This is a genomic window from Nocardia rhizosphaerae, assembly GCF_042650365.1.
Lineage (GTDB): Bacteria > Actinomycetota > Actinomycetes > Mycobacteriales > Mycobacteriaceae > Nocardia > Nocardia rhizosphaerae.
In genome coordinates this window covers 1,485,735-1,501,475 of sequence record NZ_JBHSBA010000003.1, presented here as the reverse complement: position 1 = coordinate 1,501,475, position 15,741 = coordinate 1,485,735, and the positions used below count along the sequence as shown (strand labels likewise).

At 67.9% G+C, this 15,741-nt stretch carries 21 protein-coding genes; 12 read left to right on the top strand and 9 right to left on the bottom strand.

What is annotated here, in order from left to right:
- Positions 1-21 precede the first annotated feature (21 nt).
- A complete protein-coding gene (gene upp, locus ACFOW8_RS08695; protein WP_378548036.1) occupies positions 22-645 on the bottom strand; it encodes a uracil phosphoribosyltransferase in 624 nt (207 codons plus the stop codon).
- 144 nt (positions 646-789) lie between these two features.
- Between upp and ACFOW8_RS08690 the strand changes: the two genes are divergently transcribed.
- From ACFOW8_RS08690 to ACFOW8_RS08670, 5 genes are read left to right on the top strand one after another with little or no spacing between them, the layout of a single operon-like run.
- A complete protein-coding gene (locus ACFOW8_RS08690) occupies positions 790-1,122 on the top strand; it encodes a hypothetical protein (RefSeq protein ID WP_378548033.1) in 333 nt (110 codons plus the stop codon).
- The gene (locus ACFOW8_RS08685) at positions 1,119-2,249 is read left to right on the top strand and encodes a C40 family peptidase (protein ID WP_378548030.1); all 1,131 of its coding nucleotides are present in this window, start codon (positions 1,119-1,121) and stop codon (positions 2,247-2,249) included. Before ACFOW8_RS08690 ends, ACFOW8_RS08685 begins: the two co-directional genes overlap by 4 nt.
- Entirely contained in the window at positions 2,246-2,599 is a 354-nt protein-coding gene (locus ACFOW8_RS08680) for a hypothetical protein (RefSeq protein ID WP_110037008.1), read from the top strand. The genes ACFOW8_RS08685 and ACFOW8_RS08680 overlap by 4 nt, the downstream gene beginning before the upstream one ends.
- Entirely contained in the window at positions 2,596-2,949 is a 354-nt protein-coding gene (locus ACFOW8_RS08675; protein ID WP_378548026.1) for a YbaB/EbfC family nucleoid-associated protein, read from the top strand. Before ACFOW8_RS08680 ends, ACFOW8_RS08675 begins: the two co-directional genes overlap by 4 nt.
- 20 nt (positions 2,950-2,969) lie before the next feature.
- Positions 2,970-4,211 (top strand): primosomal protein, encoded by a 1,242-nt coding sequence (locus tag ACFOW8_RS08670; protein ID WP_378548023.1) that lies wholly within the window; start codon positions 2,970-2,972, stop codon positions 4,209-4,211.
- Positions 4,212-4,263: 52 nt separating this feature from the next.
- Here ACFOW8_RS08670 and ACFOW8_RS08665 read toward each other — a convergent pair whose 3' ends face one another.
- The 4 genes from ACFOW8_RS08665 to ACFOW8_RS08650 all read right to left on the bottom strand — a co-directional run bounded on the left by ACFOW8_RS08665 (position 4,264) and on the right by ACFOW8_RS08650 (position 7,923).
- The gene (locus ACFOW8_RS08665) at positions 4,264-5,364 is read right to left on the bottom strand and encodes an adenosine deaminase (protein ID WP_378548020.1); all 1,101 of its coding nucleotides are present in this window, start codon (positions 5,362-5,364) and stop codon (positions 4,264-4,266) included.
- A 147-nt stretch (positions 5,365-5,511) separates the two neighbouring features.
- On the bottom strand, positions 5,512-6,036 hold the full coding sequence (locus tag ACFOW8_RS08660; protein WP_378548017.1) for a hypothetical protein: 525 nt from the start codon (positions 6,034-6,036) through the stop codon (positions 5,512-5,514).
- A 19-nt stretch (positions 6,037-6,055) separates the two neighbouring features.
- Entirely contained in the window at positions 6,056-7,342 is a 1,287-nt protein-coding gene (locus ACFOW8_RS08655; protein WP_378548014.1) for a thymidine phosphorylase, read from the bottom strand.
- A gap of 179 nt (positions 7,343-7,521) precedes the next feature.
- Positions 7,522-7,923 (bottom strand): cytidine deaminase, encoded by a 402-nt coding sequence (locus ACFOW8_RS08650; protein WP_378548011.1) that lies wholly within the window; start codon positions 7,921-7,923, stop codon positions 7,522-7,524.
- A 290-nt stretch (positions 7,924-8,213) separates the two neighbouring features.
- On the opposite strand from ACFOW8_RS08650, the gene sdhC reads away from it, so the two are divergent.
- From sdhC to ACFOW8_RS29140, 6 genes are all read left to right on the top strand, one after another.
- On the top strand, positions 8,214-8,618 hold the full coding sequence (sdhC, locus tag ACFOW8_RS08645) for a succinate dehydrogenase, cytochrome b556 subunit (RefSeq protein ID WP_378548008.1): 405 nt from the start codon (positions 8,214-8,216) through the stop codon (positions 8,616-8,618).
- A gap of 2 nt (positions 8,619-8,620) precedes the next feature.
- Complete coding sequence (locus ACFOW8_RS08640; protein WP_378548005.1) at positions 8,621-9,076, top strand: succinate dehydrogenase hydrophobic membrane anchor subunit; 456 nt, start codon at positions 8,621-8,623, stop codon at positions 9,074-9,076.
- A 16-nt stretch (positions 9,077-9,092) separates the two neighbouring features.
- A complete protein-coding gene (gene sdhA / locus ACFOW8_RS08635; RefSeq protein ID WP_378548002.1) occupies positions 9,093-10,862 on the top strand; it encodes a succinate dehydrogenase flavoprotein subunit in 1,770 nt (589 codons plus the stop codon).
- Positions 10,862-11,632 (top strand): succinate dehydrogenase iron-sulfur subunit, encoded by a 771-nt coding sequence (locus ACFOW8_RS08630; protein WP_378547999.1) that lies wholly within the window; start codon positions 10,862-10,864, stop codon positions 11,630-11,632. Before sdhA ends, ACFOW8_RS08630 begins: the two co-directional genes overlap by 1 nt.
- 198 nt (positions 11,633-11,830) lie before the next feature.
- On the top strand, positions 11,831-12,109 hold the full coding sequence (locus ACFOW8_RS08625) for a hypothetical protein (RefSeq protein WP_378547996.1): 279 nt from the start codon (positions 11,831-11,833) through the stop codon (positions 12,107-12,109).
- Between the two features lie 210 nt (positions 12,110-12,319).
- A complete protein-coding gene (locus ACFOW8_RS29140; protein ID WP_449289758.1) occupies positions 12,320-12,823 on the top strand; it encodes a DoxX family protein in 504 nt (167 codons plus the stop codon).
- Between the two features lie 27 nt (positions 12,824-12,850).
- Here ACFOW8_RS29140 and ACFOW8_RS08615 read toward each other — a convergent pair whose 3' ends face one another.
- From ACFOW8_RS08615 to ACFOW8_RS08605, 3 genes are all read right to left on the bottom strand, one after another.
- Positions 12,851-13,459, bottom strand: coding sequence for a dihydrofolate reductase family protein (locus ACFOW8_RS08615; protein ID WP_378547993.1), 609 nt, complete (start codon positions 13,457-13,459; stop codon positions 12,851-12,853).
- 151 nt (positions 13,460-13,610) lie between these two features.
- The gene (locus tag ACFOW8_RS08610; protein ID WP_378547990.1) at positions 13,611-13,763 is read right to left on the bottom strand and encodes a hypothetical protein; all 153 of its coding nucleotides are present in this window, start codon (positions 13,761-13,763) and stop codon (positions 13,611-13,613) included.
- A 114-nt stretch (positions 13,764-13,877) separates the two neighbouring features.
- The gene (locus ACFOW8_RS08605) at positions 13,878-14,279 is read right to left on the bottom strand and encodes an endonuclease/exonuclease/phosphatase family protein (RefSeq protein ID WP_378547987.1); all 402 of its coding nucleotides are present in this window, start codon (positions 14,277-14,279) and stop codon (positions 13,878-13,880) included.
- A gap of 11 nt (positions 14,280-14,290) precedes the next feature.
- Here ACFOW8_RS08605 and ACFOW8_RS08600 point away from each other — a divergent pair, with 11 nt between their 5' ends.
- Complete coding sequence (locus tag ACFOW8_RS08600; RefSeq protein ID WP_378547984.1) at positions 14,291-14,707, top strand: PIN domain-containing protein; 417 nt, start codon at positions 14,291-14,293, stop codon at positions 14,705-14,707.
- Between the two features lie 4 nt (positions 14,708-14,711).
- Here ACFOW8_RS08600 and ACFOW8_RS08595 read toward each other — a convergent pair whose 3' ends face one another.
- A complete protein-coding gene (locus tag ACFOW8_RS08595) occupies positions 14,712-15,611 on the bottom strand; it encodes a fructosamine kinase family protein (protein ID WP_378547981.1) in 900 nt (299 codons plus the stop codon).
- Between the last annotated feature and the right edge of the window lie 130 nt (positions 15,612-15,741).

Here is a 15,741-nt window from a genome sequence, read left to right as displayed (position 1 = left end):
CGATTCGCCACCGCCGCGGCGTCAACGCGGGCCGAATTGCCGGTCGCCCGCGTCGCCGAGACCGGGAACGATGTAGGCGTTCTCGTTGAGCCGCTCGTCGATCGCGGCGGTGACCAGGCGGACGGGCAGACCTGAATCTGCCAGTGCGGCAACGCCTTCGGGGGCAGACACGACGCAGACGGCGGTGATGTCGGTGGCACCGCGAGCGACCAGCAACTCCAGGGTGTGGCGCATGGAGCCACCGGTGGCCAGCATCGGGTCGAGCACGAAGACGGGCAGTCCGGTGAGGTCGGTCGGCAGCGATTCCAGGTAGGGCACCGGTTCGTGGGTGTCCTCGTCGCGGGCGATACCGACGAAGCCGACCCTGGCTTGCGGCACGAGATCGGCGGCCGCGTAGACCATCCCGAGACCGGCCCGGAGCACCGGAACGAGCAGCGGCGGGGCGGCGAGCCGGATGCCTTCGGTGACCGCGACCGGCGTGTCGATGGGGGTCCGCGTGACCGGCGCGTCGCGCAGCGCCTCGTACATGAGGATGCCGGTCAGATCCCGCAGTGCGGTGCGGAAGGCGGCGTTGTCGGTGCGGACATCTCGCATGGTGCTCAGCAGGGTCGCGGCAAGCGGATGGTCGACGGTATCGGTGCGCATGAAAAAACGATAGGGTCACCACGCGCTCCGGGTACGGCCGCAGGGGAAAAAATCGCGGGGCCGAGGGAACCGAAGGCGGCCTCGGTGCGTCGAACCATGTGAGTGACGTACTCTGCCCGGGAATCGAGGATTGGGGGAAGTTCGATGTCGAGAAAGATGTCGGCCGATGCCGACGGCATCATCGCCTACAGTGCGACCGCCGAAGTCATGGCCACGGACCTGGCGACCGCGGCGGCCGGTTCGGTGGCCTCCGATCCCACGGTGCTCGGCCCGATCATGGGCCTGATCGGCGGGGATTTCGTCTCGGCCTACGCCGCCGCACATGCCGGGCACGTGGCCGCGATCGCGCAACTCTCGGCCGTCATGGCGAGCATGGGCGCCGCCACCGCAGGCGCGGCGACCACCCTGGTCGACACCGATGCCGCCATCGCCGCCCCGCTCACCGCCGCGGCGAGCGAACTGGGGACCGACGCATGATCGACCTCAGCGGGCTGGCCCAGCCGCTCTACGACCTGCTGTCGAGCTTCGGGCTGAATGTGGCGGGCACCGGCGGCGCCTCCGACGGATTGCGCTCGACCTCGGTCAATCTCGATCAGATCTACGAGATGGGCCGCACCGGCATCAACAATGTCAACCAGGCCTGGGACGGTATGGCTGTCGACGCCACCACCTCCAAGGCGCTGCGCGTGCAGACTTCCTCGGCCACCCTGTCGGACAACGGCAACGAGATGGCCACCGTCGTCGATCAGGCCGCGGCCTACGTGGAGACGGGACAGAAGGATCTCGACGCCATCGTCAACTCGTTCCTCACCGACGTCTCCGCGCTGAGCCCGACGCTGGCGACCCCCGCCGGTCTCGCGGCGGTGGTGACCTCGGCGATCGATCACATCGGGCAGGGGCTCGGGGTGGTCGGACGTGTGCAGGACGAACTCGGCACGCAGACCGCGGCCATCCAGGAGCTCACTCCGGCCCCGTCCAGCACGTCGCTGGCCGGTGTCACCTCCGGCGCGAGCACGCTCGCCTCGACGGCGTCGAGCCTGCTGTCCGGCAGTGGCAGCACCGTGCTGAGCGCGGTGTCGTCCGGGGTGTCGAGCCTGATGAGTACCGCGGCGAGCGCCGCAACGTCGACATCGACCGGCACCACCGACACCGGCGCGTCGACCACGACAGGTTCGTCGTCTGGCTCCGACACCGGGTCGACCGGTACCGGCGTCAAGATCACCCTGCCCGACGGCAGCACCGTCGAAGCGCCCAACGAGGAGGCCGCGACGGCGGTGCGCTCGGCCATCAGCGCGGTCGGCACGCCGTACGTGTGGGGCGGCAACACTCCGGGTTCCGGCATCGACTGCAGCGGGCTCACCAAATACGCCTACGGCGAGGCCGGGGTGGAATTGCCCCGGCTCGCGCAGGAACAGCACATCGGACATCCTCAGGTCTCCCCCGGTGACCTGATGCCCGGCGATCTGGCCGTATGGGACGGCCACGTCGCCATGGTGGTCGGCAACGGCCAGCTCGTCGAGGCCGGTGACCCGGTCTCGATCAGTTCCATCCGAACGGAGAACAGTGGCATGGAGTTCTACGGCTTCTACAGGCCTACCGCATGACCGGCACGCCGATCCCCGAGGTGCCCAATGTGGAATCCGCGGTCAGCACCAACCGGTCCGGCACCATCTCGGTCCGCGCGACCAGCATGGGCCTGCCGATCGCGATCAAGTTCGAGCGCAGCGAATACCAGTACGGCGCGCAGGCGCTCGCCGATGAGATCCTGCGGCTGACCAGGCGCTCGACCATCGCCGCCGCCGCCAGGCTGCGCGAGATCTACAGCGAGCAGGCGCAGATCCCCGATCACCTGCTCGATCGGATGAATCTGCCGACCCGCCGCCAGGCGGTCGACGAACTCGACCGGATCGACGATGCCGACACCGGCCAGACCAGTTGGATGAGGCCACTGTGAGCGCGGAAATGGATGCCCTGGTCGCCGGGGTCACCGGGAAACTCGAGGCGCTGGAGGCGGCGCTGTACGGGTTGAAGCAGGTCAACGGGCGGTTCACCACCGAGGACGGGCTGGTCACCGCCGAGGTCGACAGCAACGGCGCTCTGGTCGCGTTGTCCCTGGACGAGGGCATCACGGCACTGCCGCCCGCGGAGGCATCGCAGCTGATCCTGCAGGCCTGCAGGCAGGCCACCGAGACGGCGGGCACGGCGCGTTCCAACATCATTGCGACACTGAACGAATCACTCACCGCACCGGCAGCGCAGGGGCCGGGACAATCGGGACAAGGGCCGGATAGTGCGCGCGGCTGAAGCTCGCTAGGCTTCGCGTCATGGCTTCTGGAGACATCGTCCCGATCGAGCTCGGTCTGACCGATGGCGATCTCGTCACCCTGTGGGCACCGCGCTGGCGCGACGGTGACGACGAGTGGGAGGCGTTCCTCGGTCACGAGGACGACCTCTACGGATTCGAGTCCGTTGCGGAGCTGGCGGCGTTCATCCGCACCAACTCCGACAACGATCTCGTCGACCACCCGAGCTGGGCGATCATCGCCGGGCTCTCGGCCGCCGAGCTGGAGCCGGAGGAGAACTTCAGCTTCGATCTGGTCGCCGTGCCCGAGCTGGCAGCGGGCGATCCCGATGTCGACGTGGTCGGCGAGCTCGAGGACACCCTGGCGATGGTGCGCAACGTCGGCGAGGTGTGCGAGCTCGATGTGGTGACCAAGTTCTTCGGGGCCAACCCGGTGCTCGGCGCGCTGGCCAGCGGGGTGAACACCTTCGCGGGCCGCGACGGCGAGGAGCTGTGGGACCAGATCGGTGCCGCGATCGTCAAGGGCTGGGACGACGTGCTCGACGCGATCGACGGCATCGTCACCACGCCCGAGGTCGACGCCGCCGCGGTCGCCGTCGCCGAAGCCGAGCTGCTCGCCGCCGAGGAGAACGTCGTCGACGCCGACGACGCGGCCGACGAGGACGAAGAGTTCGAGAGTGTCGACCTCGACGAGGACGACGAGGAGGACGAGGACGACTCGTTCTGGCACGAGGTCGGCATCGACCCGGTCAAGATCGTCACCTCCGACGGCGAGCACTACACGCTGCGCTGCTACCTCGACGACGAGCCGATCTTCCTCGGCAACGGCCGCACCATCACCGTGTTCGGTTCCGAACGCGCGCTGGCGCGCTACCTGGCCGACGATCACGAGCACGAGCTCGCTCGCGTGTCCACCTTCGCCGAGGTGCAGACCGCGGCGGTGGACGGTTCGCTCGAGGTCGAGGTGACCGACGAGAACGTCTACGTGCTCACCGGCCTCGTCGACGATCTGGCCGAGGGCCCGGAGGCGGTCGATGTCGACCAGCTCGATCTGGCGGTCGAGCTGTTCAGCGACGCCGCCGACTACGCCGACGACGACAGCGTGGAACAGGCGCTGGCACCGTCGACACCGCTCGGCTGGTATGTCTCCTACCTGCTCAACCCCGACCCGAACCGGATGGCACCGAACCCGCCGTTCAGCGCGGAGGCACAGAGCTTCCGCGACCTGCAGCGCGTGTTCGAGGCGCGGCTCACGCAGGAGTAGTGCTCGACCGAACAGGGGCGGCGCCGGACCGGAGCCGCCCCTGTTCGCGTGCTCAGCCGAGCAGAACCGCGTACCCCGGCTTGATCACCTCGTCGATGATCTTCAGCCGATCCGGGAACGGGATGAAGGCCGACTTCATCGCGTTGATGGTGAACCGTTCCAGATCGCTCCAGCCGTAGCCGAAGGTGTCGACCAGTTTGCGCATCTCCTCGCTCATGGAGGTGTCGCTCATCAGCCGGTTGTCGGTGTTCACGGTGACCCGGAACCGCAGCCGGGCCAGCAGGTCGAACGGGTGCTTGTCCAGCGAGGGCACCGCGCCGGTCTGCACGTTCGACGACGGGCACAGTTCCAGCGGCACGCGCATGTCACGCACGTAGTTGGCCACCAGCCCCAGTTCGGCGTCGTCGATCACCCCGCCGGGAACCTGGATGTCATCGGTGATCCGCACACCGTGCCCGAGTCGGTCGCAGCCACAGAACGCCAGCGCCTCGTGGATCGACGGCAGACCGAAGGCCTCCCCCGCGTGAATCGTGAAGTGGGCGTGGTTGGCTCGCAGGTATTCGAAGGCGTCGAGGTGGCGGGTGGGCGGGTAGCCTGCCTCGGCACCCGCGATGTCGAAGCCGCCGACGCCACGGTCGCGGAATCGCACCGTCAGCTCGGCGATCTCGCGCGAGCGGGCGGCGTGCCGCATGGCGGTCAGCAGGCAGGTCACCCGGATCGCGTTCCCCTGCTCGGCCGCGATCGCCTCGCCTTCGCGGAAGCCCGCGATGGTGTGCTCGACGACCTCGTCGAGGGTCAGCCCCTTTTCCAGGTGCTGTTCAGGCGCGAAGCGCACTTCGGCGTAGACCACGCCGTCGGCGGCGAGGTCGATAGCGCATTCCCTGGCTACCCGCCGCAGCCCCTCCGGGGTCTGCATCACGGCCACGGTGTGGGCGAAGGTTTCCAGGTAGAGCTCCAGCGAGCCGCTGTCGGCCGCGTCGCGGAACCACGTCGCCAAGCTCTCGGCGTCGGTGGCGGGTAGTTCGTCGTAGCCGCAGTCGGCCGCGAGTTCCAGCACCGTCGCGGGCCGCAAGCCACCGTCGAGGTGGTCGTGCAGCAGCGCCTTGGGCGCGCGTCGGATCGAAGCAAGGTCTAGGGGCGCCGGTCCAGTCATGTATCGACGGTAGCGGGGCGCGCGGTTCCCGGCAGCGAACTCGCGCGGTGGCAACCGTCTCGTTGATTATCCGACCCGCAACCGACTATTGCGGGTCACGCGCAGTGCACCCGCCACCGCGTCTCGCTCGCCGCTTTGCCACCAGCCTCACACCTTCGGCCACGGCGGCTCGGACACCGTGGGTTCGGCTCGGAGCGCGCGGCGCGTTCCCGGCCTCGCCGCGGCCACGAGTGCGGCGATGTGCAGCACGAGCAGCGCCGCGGCAATGAGCAGCACGTTGTATCCGAACAGGATCGTCGCCACCGTTCCGAGTGTCGACGCGATGATCACCAGGACGCGTCCGAACGGCTTGCGCCGCCACATCGCGCCTGCGCCGATCAGGTTCAGCACGCCGATCGCCGCGGCGGTGGCAGCGATCACCGACCAGATCACGAAGGTGACGAACCTGAAGTCGGCGCCCTGCGTCGGCGGGGCCTCGTTCAGCTTGTCCACCGCGTCGCTCACCGCGAGCCCGGCGATCGCCACGTCGACGAGTCCGGCGACCAGCGCGAGCCGGCGCGCTACCGCTGCCGTGCGCTCGTCGTGGTCACGGGTCGCTGCGTCTTTCCGCCCCATCCGGCCCTCCCTCGACATCGCCGCGTTCACCGTAGCCAGGGTGCCGGGTGTCCGCATGCCGGAGAATCCGCCGGGATCACCCGATCCGGTCGAGGATCAGAACGCCGGGTTTCACGTCGGCGTCCGGTTCGACGGAGACGGAGTCGGCGAGCGAGGCCAGCGCCGCGGCGAAGGTGTCCGGGGTGTCGGTGTGCAGAGTGAGCAGCGGCTGGCCTGCGGTCACCCGGTCGCCCGGCTTGGCGTGCATCTCGATGCCCGCGCCCGCCTGGACCGGGTCGCCCTGGCGCGCGCGACCGGCGCCGAGCTGCCAGGCCGCGATGCCCACTGCCATCGCGTCGAGCCGGGTGAGAACTCCGGCGGACTCGGCGCGGACGATCTCGGTGTGGCGGGCCACCGGCAGCGCGGCGTCCGGGTCGCCGCCCTGGGCCTGGATCATGGTGCGCCAGTGGTCCATGGCCCGGCCGGAAGCCAGCACCTCGGCGGGATCGGCATCGAGGCCGGCCTGGGCGACCATCTCGCGGGCCAGCGCGAGGGTCAGTTCCACCACGTCGGCGGGTCCGCCGCCGGCGAGGACCTCCACCGATTCGGCGACCTCGAGCGCGTTGCCAGCGGTCCGGCCCAGCGGGGTGTCCATCGCGGTGAGCAGCGCGACGGTGTTCACCCCGGCGTCGCGACCGAGTTCGACCATCGCCGTGGCCAGCTCCCTTGCCCCGTCGATGGTCTTCAGGAAGGCACCGGTGCCCACCTTCACATCGAGCACCAGCGCCGCGGTGCCCTCGGCGATCTTCTTGCTCATGATGGAGCTGGCGATGAGCGGGATCGATTCGACCGTGCCGGTGACATCGCGCAGCGCGTAGAGCCGTTTGTCGGCGGGCGCCAGATCGGCGCCCGCCGCGCACACCACCGCGCCGATCGCCGGGTCGGCCAGGATCTCCCGCATGCGCGCGACGCCGACATCGGCCTGCCAGCCCGGAATCGACTCCAGCTTGTCCAGCGTGCCGCCGGTGTGGCCGAGGCCGCGGCCCGACAGCTGCGGCACCGCCGCGCCGCAGGCGGCCACCAGCGGGGCCAGCGGCAGGGTGATCTTGTCACCGACGCCGCCGGTCGAATGCTTGTCGACGGTCGGGCGTGGCAGGTCGGTGAAGTCCATCCGGCTGCCGGAGCTGATCATCGCCGCGGTCCAGCGGGCCGTCTCGCGCCGGGTCATGCCCCGCCACAGAATCGCCATGGCCAGCGCGGACATCTGTTCGTCGGCGACGATCCCCCTGGTGAAACCGTCTACCACCCAGTCGATCTGGGCGTCGGTGAGTTCCCCACCGTCACGCTTGGCCCTGATGATCGATACCGCGTCGAGTGCCGTCACGACGCCAGTCTCGCATGCGCTCGCGGTCGTCGCGCCGCGTGTCGCACCTGGTGAGCACTGCCTGCGCGCCAGTTGCCGAGCGGGCAACCGTCCTGGACTCAGGTGCCCGCAGTTCCCGGCTGGCCGGCCGTAGAGTTCCCGTCATGCGCAGAACCGGTCTCTTCGGCGCGGGGTTCGGCTCAACTCCGACCGGCCGCCAGATCATCGGGGCCGAAGGCGAACGGCAGCAGCTCGCGCAACGGCTTCGGGCCCGCCGCGTGGTCGACGAGCAACTCGCCACCGCCGTGCTCGAACAACAGCTGCCGACAGCGTCCGCACGGCATCAGAATTTCGCCACGGGAATCGGTCACCGAGACCGCGATGAGACGGCCGCCACCCGAGGTGAATAAGTTACCGATGAGTACGCATTCGGCGCACAGGGTTAACCCATATGAGACATTTTCCACATTGCAACCGCTCACAATTCGGCCATCCGCCGTGAGAGCCGCCGCGCCGACTCCGAAACCCGAGTACGGGGCATAGGCAGCATGCATGACACGAATTGCCATGTCATGCAAGGTATTCCAGTCGATTTCAGACATCACGAACCTCCAGCCGATCCCGCCGAACGCCTCGACGAAGTGGCCGCGGCACCAGTATCCGGCATCGAGAAAGGTAAACCTAACTCAGCGGATTCGCCCGCAACGCACGGCACGCCGAATTAGTTCCGGGAAACAGAGACGATTAGAGTCAGCCGAAGATCGGTTCAGGTTCCCGGCGGCGGGCCAGCGTTCACGGACACAGTGCAGCCACCTGGGCGTTTGCCTCTCCACGCACGCCGGCGTCGGATCTGTGACCGGGTCCATCAACGACGTTGGAGGCACCGCACTCTATGACCACGATAGAAGCTCCGGCTCCGGCCCAGCCGAAGCGGAAGAGCCTGTACCGCGGCGACCCCGGCATGTGGTCGTGGGCGTTGCACCGGATCACCGGCGTCACGCTGTTCTTCTTCCTCTTCGTGCACGTGCTGGACACGGCACTGGTCCGGGTCAACCCGGACACCTACAACCAGACCATCGAGGTGTACAAGAGCCCGATCGTGGCGCTCATGGAGATGGGCCTGGTCGTCGCGGTGCTCTTCCACGCACTCAACGGCGTCCGGGTGATCCTGGTGGACTTCTGGTCGCAGGGTCCGCGCTTCCAGAAGCAGATGCTGTGGATCGTGTTGGCCATCTGGGTTCTGGTCTCCGCCGCCGGCGTCGGCCGCCAGTTCTTCTACCTGCTGACGGAGCACTGATCATGACGACACCCGCCGCGCCCGTCCTGGGCAAGTCCTACGACCGCCCCGCCAGCCTGGACGCGCCCCGCTCGCCGCGGGCAAAGTCCAACGGCAACTTCGAGAAGTACGCGTGGCTGTTCATGCGCTTCTCGGGCCTGCTGCTGATCGCGTTGGTCCTCGGCCACATGTTCATCATGCTGATGATCGACGGTGGCGTGAAGCGCCTGAACTTCGCCTTCGTGGCCGGTCGCTGGGCCAGCCCGTTCTGGCAGTTCTGGGATCTGACCATGCTGTGGCTGGCTCAGCTGCACGGTGGCAACGGTCTGCGGACCATCATCGATGACTACTCCCGCAAGGACTCCACCCGGTTCTGGCTCAAGACCATTCTGGTGGTCTCGATGATCCTGGTCGTGAGTGTCGGCACGTACGTCATCTTCACGTTCGATCCCAGCATCGACCCCAACTACACCGGTTAGGAACAGGCCACCTCGCATGAGTGAATCCCGTCCGATTCAGGAACATCGCTACGACGTGGTCATCGTCGGCGCCGGTGGCGCGGGCATGCGCGCGGCGATCGAGGCCGGTCCGCGCACCAGGACCGCGGTGCTGACCAAGCTGTACCCGACCCGCAGCCACACCGGTGCCGCCCAGGGCGGCATGTGCGCCGCACTGGCCAACGTCGAAGAAGACAACTGGGAATGGCACACCTTCGACACCGTCAAGGGTGGTGACTACCTGGTCGACCAGGACGCCGCGGAGATCATGGCCAAGGAGGCCATCGACGCGGTCATGGACCTGGAGAAGATGGGCCTGCCGTTCAACCGCACGCCCGAGGGCAAGATCGACCAGCGTCGTTTCGGTGGCCACACCCGTGACCACGGCAAGGCGCCCGTGCGTCGCGCCTGCTACGCGGCCGACCGCACCGGTCACATGATCCTGCAGACCCTGTACCAGAACTGCGTCAAGCACGACGTGGAGTTCTACAACGAGTTCTACGTGCTCGACCTGGTGATGACCGAGACCGACCGCGGTCCCGTCGCCACCGGCGTCGTCGCCTACGAGCTGGCCACCGGCGATATCCACGTCTTCCACGCGAAGTCGATCGTGTTCGCCACCGGCGGTTCCGGCCGCATGTACAAGACCACCTCGAACGCGCACACGCTGACCGGTGACGGCATGGCGATCGTGTTCCGCAAGGGCCTGCCGCTCGAGGACATGGAGTTCCACCAGTTCCACCCGACAGGCCTCGCGGGCCTGGGCATCCTCATCTCCGAGGCCGTCCGTGGCGAGGGTGGCATCCTGCGCAACGCCTCCGGTGAGCGCTTCATGGAGCGCTACGCCCCCACCATCAAGGACCTCGCGCCGCGCGATATCGTCGCCCGCTCGATGGTGCTCGAGGTGCTGGAAGGCCGTGGCGCCGGGCCGAACAAGGACTACGTCTACATCGACGTGACCCACCTCGGCGAGGACGTACTCGAGGAGAAGCTGCCCGACATCACCGAGTTCGCGCGCACCTACCTGGGTGTGGACCCGGTCAAGGAGCTCGTGCCGGTCATGCCGACCTGCCACTACGTGATGGGCGGTATCCCCACCCGCATCCGTGGCGAGGTGCTGCGCAACAACACCGACGTGGTCCCCGGCCTCTACGCCGCCGGTGAGTGCGCGTGTGTGTCCGTGCACGGCGCGAACCGCCTCGGCACCAACTCGCTGCTCGACATCAACGTGTTCGGCCGCCGCGCCGGTATCGCCGCCGCCGAGTACGCCCAGCGCACCGAGTTCGTCGAGATGCCGGAGAACCCGGCGCAGATGGTGCAGGACTGGCTGGCGCTGATCCTGTCCGACCACGGCAACGAGCGCGTGGCCGACATCCGCACCGAACTGCAGTACACGATGGACATGAACGCCGCCGTGTTCCGCACCGAGGACACCCTCAAGCAGGCCCTGACCGATATCCACGCGCTCAAGGAGCGCTACACCCGGATCACGGTGCAGGACAAGGGCCGCCGCTACAACAGCGACCTGCTCGAGGCCGTCGAGCTGGGCTTCCTGCTCGAGCTGGCCGAGGTCACCGTCGTCGGCGCGCTCAACCGCAAGGAATCGCGTGGTGGCCACGCCCGCGAGGACTACCCGGATCGTGACGACACGAACTTCATGCGGCACACCATGGCGTACAAGGAGGGGCCGGAGCTCATCTCCGAGATCCGCCTCGACTTCAAGCCGGTGGTGCAGACCCGCTACGAGCCGATGGAGCGTAAGTACTGATGACTGCTGTCGCCGAACCAACCACGCAGAAGCCGGCGCCTGTTCCCGAGGGCTCGGTCATGGTCACCGTGAAGGTGGCCAGGTTCAGCACCGAGAACGACAAGGGCGCGTACTGGGATTCGTTCCAGGTGCCGGTCCTGCCGACCGACCGCTTCCTCAACGTGCTGATCTACATCAAGTCCTACCTGGACGGCACCCTCACCTTCCGGCGCTCCTGCGCCCACGGTGTGTGCGGTTCGGACGCGATGCGGATCAACGGGGTGAACCGGCTGGCCTGCAAGGTGCTGATGAAGGACCTGTTGCCCAAGGGCGACAAGACCCTCACCATGACCGTCGAGCCGATCCGCGGCCTGCCTGTGGAGAAGGACCTCGTCGTCGACATGGAGCCGTTCTTCGACGCCTTCCGTGCCGTCAAGCCGTACCTGATCACCTCGGGTAACGAGCCGACCCGCGAGCGCATCCAGTCCCAGACCGACCGCGCCCGCTTCGACGACACCACCAAGTGCATCCTGTGCGCCTGCTGCACCACCTCCTGCCCCGTGTATTGGAGCGACGGCAGCTACTTCGGCCCGGCCGCGATCGTGAACGCCCACCGCTTCATCTTCGACAGCCGCGACGAAGGCGCCCGCGAACGCCTCGACATCCTCAACGACGTCGAAGGCGTCTGGCGCTGCCGCACCACCTTCAACTGCACCGACGCCTGCCCCCGCGGCATCGAGGTCACCAAGGCCATCCAGGAAGTCAAGCGCGCCCTGCTGTTCGCCCGCTGATTCCCCCGGTCCCGCGAAGGCCGTCCGCATCGAAAGACGCGGACGGCCTTCGTCGTTCGAGGACTCGACGATTCTCAGCCACCGGATCGTATGACCCTGATTTGCTTCCAGCTACTACGTAGCGTACGTTTTGCCCGGTTGCACCGCAGAGGGAGGGCTGCGCCGTGGCTCGGAGTCGGTGCTCGAAGGATGATCGCTATGCAGCTTGCCCCCGCCACCACGTCGGACCACCCATCTCCCGCTTCCGGCTCTCCGCTGATGCGTTTTGCGCGGCGGGCGGATCGACGCGCGGCGGTTGCCTGGGCGCTGGCGATGTTCGGTGGGCCCTTGCTGCTGGTGATCAGCGTTCCGCTGGCCGCGCAGGCACTGTGGGTCATCGACAAGAAAGATCAGAACGGGCGGGATCTGGCGATCGGCGCGCTGATCGCCGCACTGGCCTGGACTCTGACCCTCGCACTGGTACTCGTCACCCAGTAACGGGTCGTTGGCGACAATCGGCTCCCGGTCGGGTGATCCGCCCGACTCTTCGCTTCCCGAACCCTGCTGGTCACTGAAGGCCGCCTTCATCATTCGATGGAGGCGGCCTTCGTCGTTCCGGCGACGCTTCTCCCTACCCTCTCCTACACGAGAGTGGATAGTGCTACTATCCATCATATAGATAGTCGCACTATCCACCAGGAGTTCACGGTGACCACCTTCGTCCTTATCGGCTCACTGCTCGGGTTCCGGGCACTCGGCGCATTCGGTGTGCGGCGGTTCGCGTCGTGGCCGGCCAGTGCCGCGCACGCGCTCGCCGTCATGCTGCTGATGACCGGCACCGCGCACTTCATGCCCGCGAGCGTCACGGTCATGCCCAACTACGCCGACTTGGTGGCGATCGTCCCGCCGTTCGTCCCGTTCCCCGGGTTCATGGTGATCACCACCGGCGTGCTGGAGATCCTTGCCGCCATCGGCCTGATCCTGACCAGCACCCGCCGGATCGCCGGATGGGCGCTGATCCCCCTGTTCGTCATGCTGCTGCCCGCCAATATCTACGCCGCCGTGAACGACGTTCCGTTCGCGGGCGAACCCGCCTCCCCGCTGTGGCAGCGGATCCCCGAGCAGGTCGTCTACATCGCTTTCGCGCTGTGGGCCACCAGGACGGCGGTGGCGACGCGGCAGGTGCGCGCAGACGCCATGGCCGATCACTGACCCCGCGGCGTACGCCGCCGCGCGGGGCTACGACTCCTGGGTGAGATGGGCCTTCGCGGCGTCGTAGGACCCGCTCGGCGCGGCGTCGTCGCTGGTGTAGACCAGGTGCAGCACACCGGTGCCGAAGGCCTCCGAGGACAGCAGGCGCAGCGGGATCGTGGCATCCTCGGCGAACATCCGCTCACCCTTGCCGACCACGATCGGGTGCACCAGCAGGTGCAGTTCGTCGAGCAGGCCGGCGGCCAGCAGCCGGCGCACCACCGACACCGAACCGCTGATGGCGATATCGCCGCCCGGCTCGCGCTTCAGCGCGGCGGCGGCCTCGGTCAGCTCACCGTCGAGCCGCTCGGAATTGCGCCAGGTGAAGTCTGGATCCTGGTGGGTGACAACGAGTTTGCGCGCGTCGCCCAGCTTCTTCGCGAACACGGCGTCCGGTCCACCCTCGGCTTCGCGGTCCGGCCACGCACCGGCGAAGCTGTCATAGGTCACTCGCCCGAGCAGCAGCGTGTCGGCGCTGCCGAGCTGAGCGTCGACCGCGGCGCCCATGGCGTCGTCGAAGTAGGGGAAGTGCCAGTCCTGCGGGTCGGCGACCACGCCGTCGAGGGACATGAACAGGCCTGCGGTGATCTTTCGCATCGAGATTCTCCTCAGCAGCGGTGAGTGTCGATCGATAAGACGGTGCACGGCCCGCGAACTCATCGCGACCGCACGCCGCCGTCACCGTGGGCACCGGACCTCGACGGACCGGCCGCCCGGACCGCAGGACGCGGGCGGCCGTCGCGTCGACTCAGCCCGCGTACCCGAAGACCGGATAGTGATCGCTGTAGTCGTCATAGGTGTAGGTGGTGCCCTGCGAGGTGACACTCCAGGACGGGCTCTTGACCCGCCGCGTCTCGTTGACGTAGTCGCCGGGGACAGCGTGGCCGCTGATCGGCAGCACGTAATCGAGGTGCTCTGCGGCGTATTCGGGACCGTACTGGTCGAGGCAGATGGAATTGTCGACGCAATCCCAGGAATGCGGGTGGCCGGTGTGCCGTGGGGCGACGGCGCCGAGCTAGCCGTGCATGGCGGGGTACTCGGCGCTGGATTCGATGACGTTCATATCACCGGCCACGTAGACCGGTTCGGTCGCCGGAATGCGTTCGGCGGCGAGGAAGGCCGCGATCTGCGCGCGCTGCTTCGCCCGCACCTGGCCCGGCTGACCCGAGCTGCAACCGTCGTCCTCGGACTGCATGTGCGTGCCGAGCACGTGCACCGGACCACTCGGCGCGGCCAGCTTCACGTAGGCGAAGCCCTTGTTGGGGAACCAGTCGGCGCCGCACGCGTCCTTGAACACGAACTGCACCTTCCGGCTGATCGGCCACCGGCTGGCGATCGCGACGCCGCCGTCCTCGGGCGTGAACGACGAGTAGGAGCCCTGGGTGGCGTCCCAGCCGGAGCGAGATCGCCCGACCACCGGGGTCACCCTTGCGGCTACACCTGATCGACACCTCGGCGGCCGCAAGAATCCGGCACGAGCCCGTCCGCGCAGTCCTCGCCGGGCTCATCGCGGACCGCGCGGCCGCGACCTGCGTCACCGTGGATCTGGAAGCCGGGTATTCGGGCCGCAACTTCGCGGATGTCCAGAACATCGCACAGCGTCGCGGCACCCTGTACCACGATCTTCCGATCAACGACTCGATCGCGCAGCGCGCCAAAGAAGTTCAACTCCTGATGGCGAAGAGGGGCCCGCACCGCAGCGCGGGTCTGGTCGATCTGCTCACCGCGGCGGTTGCCGAGTTCCACGACGCCGTCGTCGTCCACTATGACCGCGACTTCGAGCACATTGCCGCGGTCACCCGCCAACCGCACATCTGGGTGGTCCCGGCGGGCAGTGTCGACTGAACCGCTACCGATAGCGCCGTGCGGCCTCGAGCACGTCCGCACGGTAGGTGCGACCGAACAGTACGGCGTGGACGAGCAGGATCGGCAGGGTGTGCAGGGCGACGCGGGTTCGCCAGCCCGGATCCAGCGGATGGATGTCGCGGTAGGCGGCGATGATTCGTTCGAGATGCGGCGCGGCACCGAAGAGGGTGAGGGTGGCCAGGTCGGTTTCCCGGTGCCCGCCATGGGCCGCGGGGTCGATGAGGTAGGCCGTATCGGCGCGACCCCACAGGACATTGCCGGGCCACAGATCACCGTGGATGCGAGCAGGCGGTTCGGCGGGCGCCTCGATGCGGATGGATTCGACCCTCGCGGCATCAGCGGTATCCAGGCTGCCCGCGTCGACCGCGAGCCGCAGATAGGGCAGGATGCGCCGTTCACGAAACCAGGTGGGCCAGTCCCGACCGGGGGTGTTGTCGAGCGGCAGGCTGCCGAAGTAGCCGTCGGCGGGGGCACCGAAGGCCGGGGCGCCGCAGCGATGCGTGACCGCCAGGCCCCGGCCGAACCGCTCGGCGGCGGCGGCGGTGGGCGCGGCGTGGTCGATCCATTCCAGCAGGAGCAGGTCGTCGGTCGCGGCGTACACCTCCGGCACTGCGACCCCACCGGCCGCCCGTAACCAGCGCAAACCGGATGCCTCGGCGGTGAAGAAGCCCGGCGGCGCGCTGACCTTAGCCGCCGTCGGCGCCGCGGCGAGCCCGCCCGGCCACGTCTTGAGGAACGCCTGGGCGCCGTCGTCGAGACCGATCCGCTCGGTCACCGCGATGGAACCGCCGCCGACCGGCGTGGTGCGCACGCGCTGATGCGCGAGGAAGGTCGGCAGCAGGTGCGGGTTGTCCCGCAGAAACGGCAGGTCCACGGCCGCCATTGTGCCCAGCGATGCCGGTCCCGGCGGGCAATCGGCGCGTACCGCGGGCCCTGATTTTCTAAACAGGTATTACTAAACACTGTTCACGATGGAGTGATTCGTGGTTTCATCGAACCAGCGAACGTGGCCC

Coding starts and splice junctions, on each gene's coding strand:
- ACFOW8_RS08685 (WP_378548030.1), top strand. CDS start 1,119: ATGATCGACCTCAGCGGGCTGGCCCAGCCGCTCTACGACCTGCTGTCG.
- ACFOW8_RS08665 (WP_378548020.1), bottom strand. CDS start 5,364: ATGACTGGACCGGCGCCCCTAGACCTTGCTTCGATCCGACGCGCGCCC.
- upp (WP_378548036.1), bottom strand. CDS start 645: ATGCGCACCGATACCGTCGACCATCCGCTTGCCGCGACCCTGCTGAGC.
- ACFOW8_RS08690 (WP_378548033.1), top strand. CDS start 790: ATGTCGAGAAAGATGTCGGCCGATGCCGACGGCATCATCGCCTACAGT.
- ACFOW8_RS08595 (WP_378547981.1), bottom strand. CDS start 15,611: ATGGCGGCCGTGGACCTGCCGTTTCTGCGGGACAACCCGCACCTGCTG.
- ACFOW8_RS08660 (WP_378548017.1), bottom strand. CDS start 6,036: ATGCGGACACCCGGCACCCTGGCTACGGTGAACGCGGCGATGTCGAGG.
- ACFOW8_RS08680 (WP_110037008.1), top strand. CDS start 2,246: ATGACCGGCACGCCGATCCCCGAGGTGCCCAATGTGGAATCCGCGGTC.
- sdhA (WP_378548002.1), top strand. CDS start 9,093: ATGAGTGAATCCCGTCCGATTCAGGAACATCGCTACGACGTGGTCATC.
- ACFOW8_RS08630 (WP_378547999.1), top strand. CDS start 10,862: ATGACTGCTGTCGCCGAACCAACCACGCAGAAGCCGGCGCCTGTTCCC.
- ACFOW8_RS08615 (WP_378547993.1), bottom strand. CDS start 13,459: ATGCGAAAGATCACCGCAGGCCTGTTCATGTCCCTCGACGGCGTGGTC.
- ACFOW8_RS08625 (WP_378547996.1), top strand. CDS start 11,831: ATGCAGCTTGCCCCCGCCACCACGTCGGACCACCCATCTCCCGCTTCC.
- ACFOW8_RS08670 (WP_378548023.1), top strand. CDS start 2,970: ATGGCTTCTGGAGACATCGTCCCGATCGAGCTCGGTCTGACCGATGGC.
- ACFOW8_RS08650 (WP_378548011.1), bottom strand. CDS start 7,923: ATGTCTGAAATCGACTGGAATACCTTGCATGACATGGCAATTCGTGTC.
- sdhC (WP_378548008.1), top strand. CDS start 8,214: ATGACCACGATAGAAGCTCCGGCTCCGGCCCAGCCGAAGCGGAAGAGC.
- ACFOW8_RS08640 (WP_378548005.1), top strand. CDS start 8,621: ATGACGACACCCGCCGCGCCCGTCCTGGGCAAGTCCTACGACCGCCCC.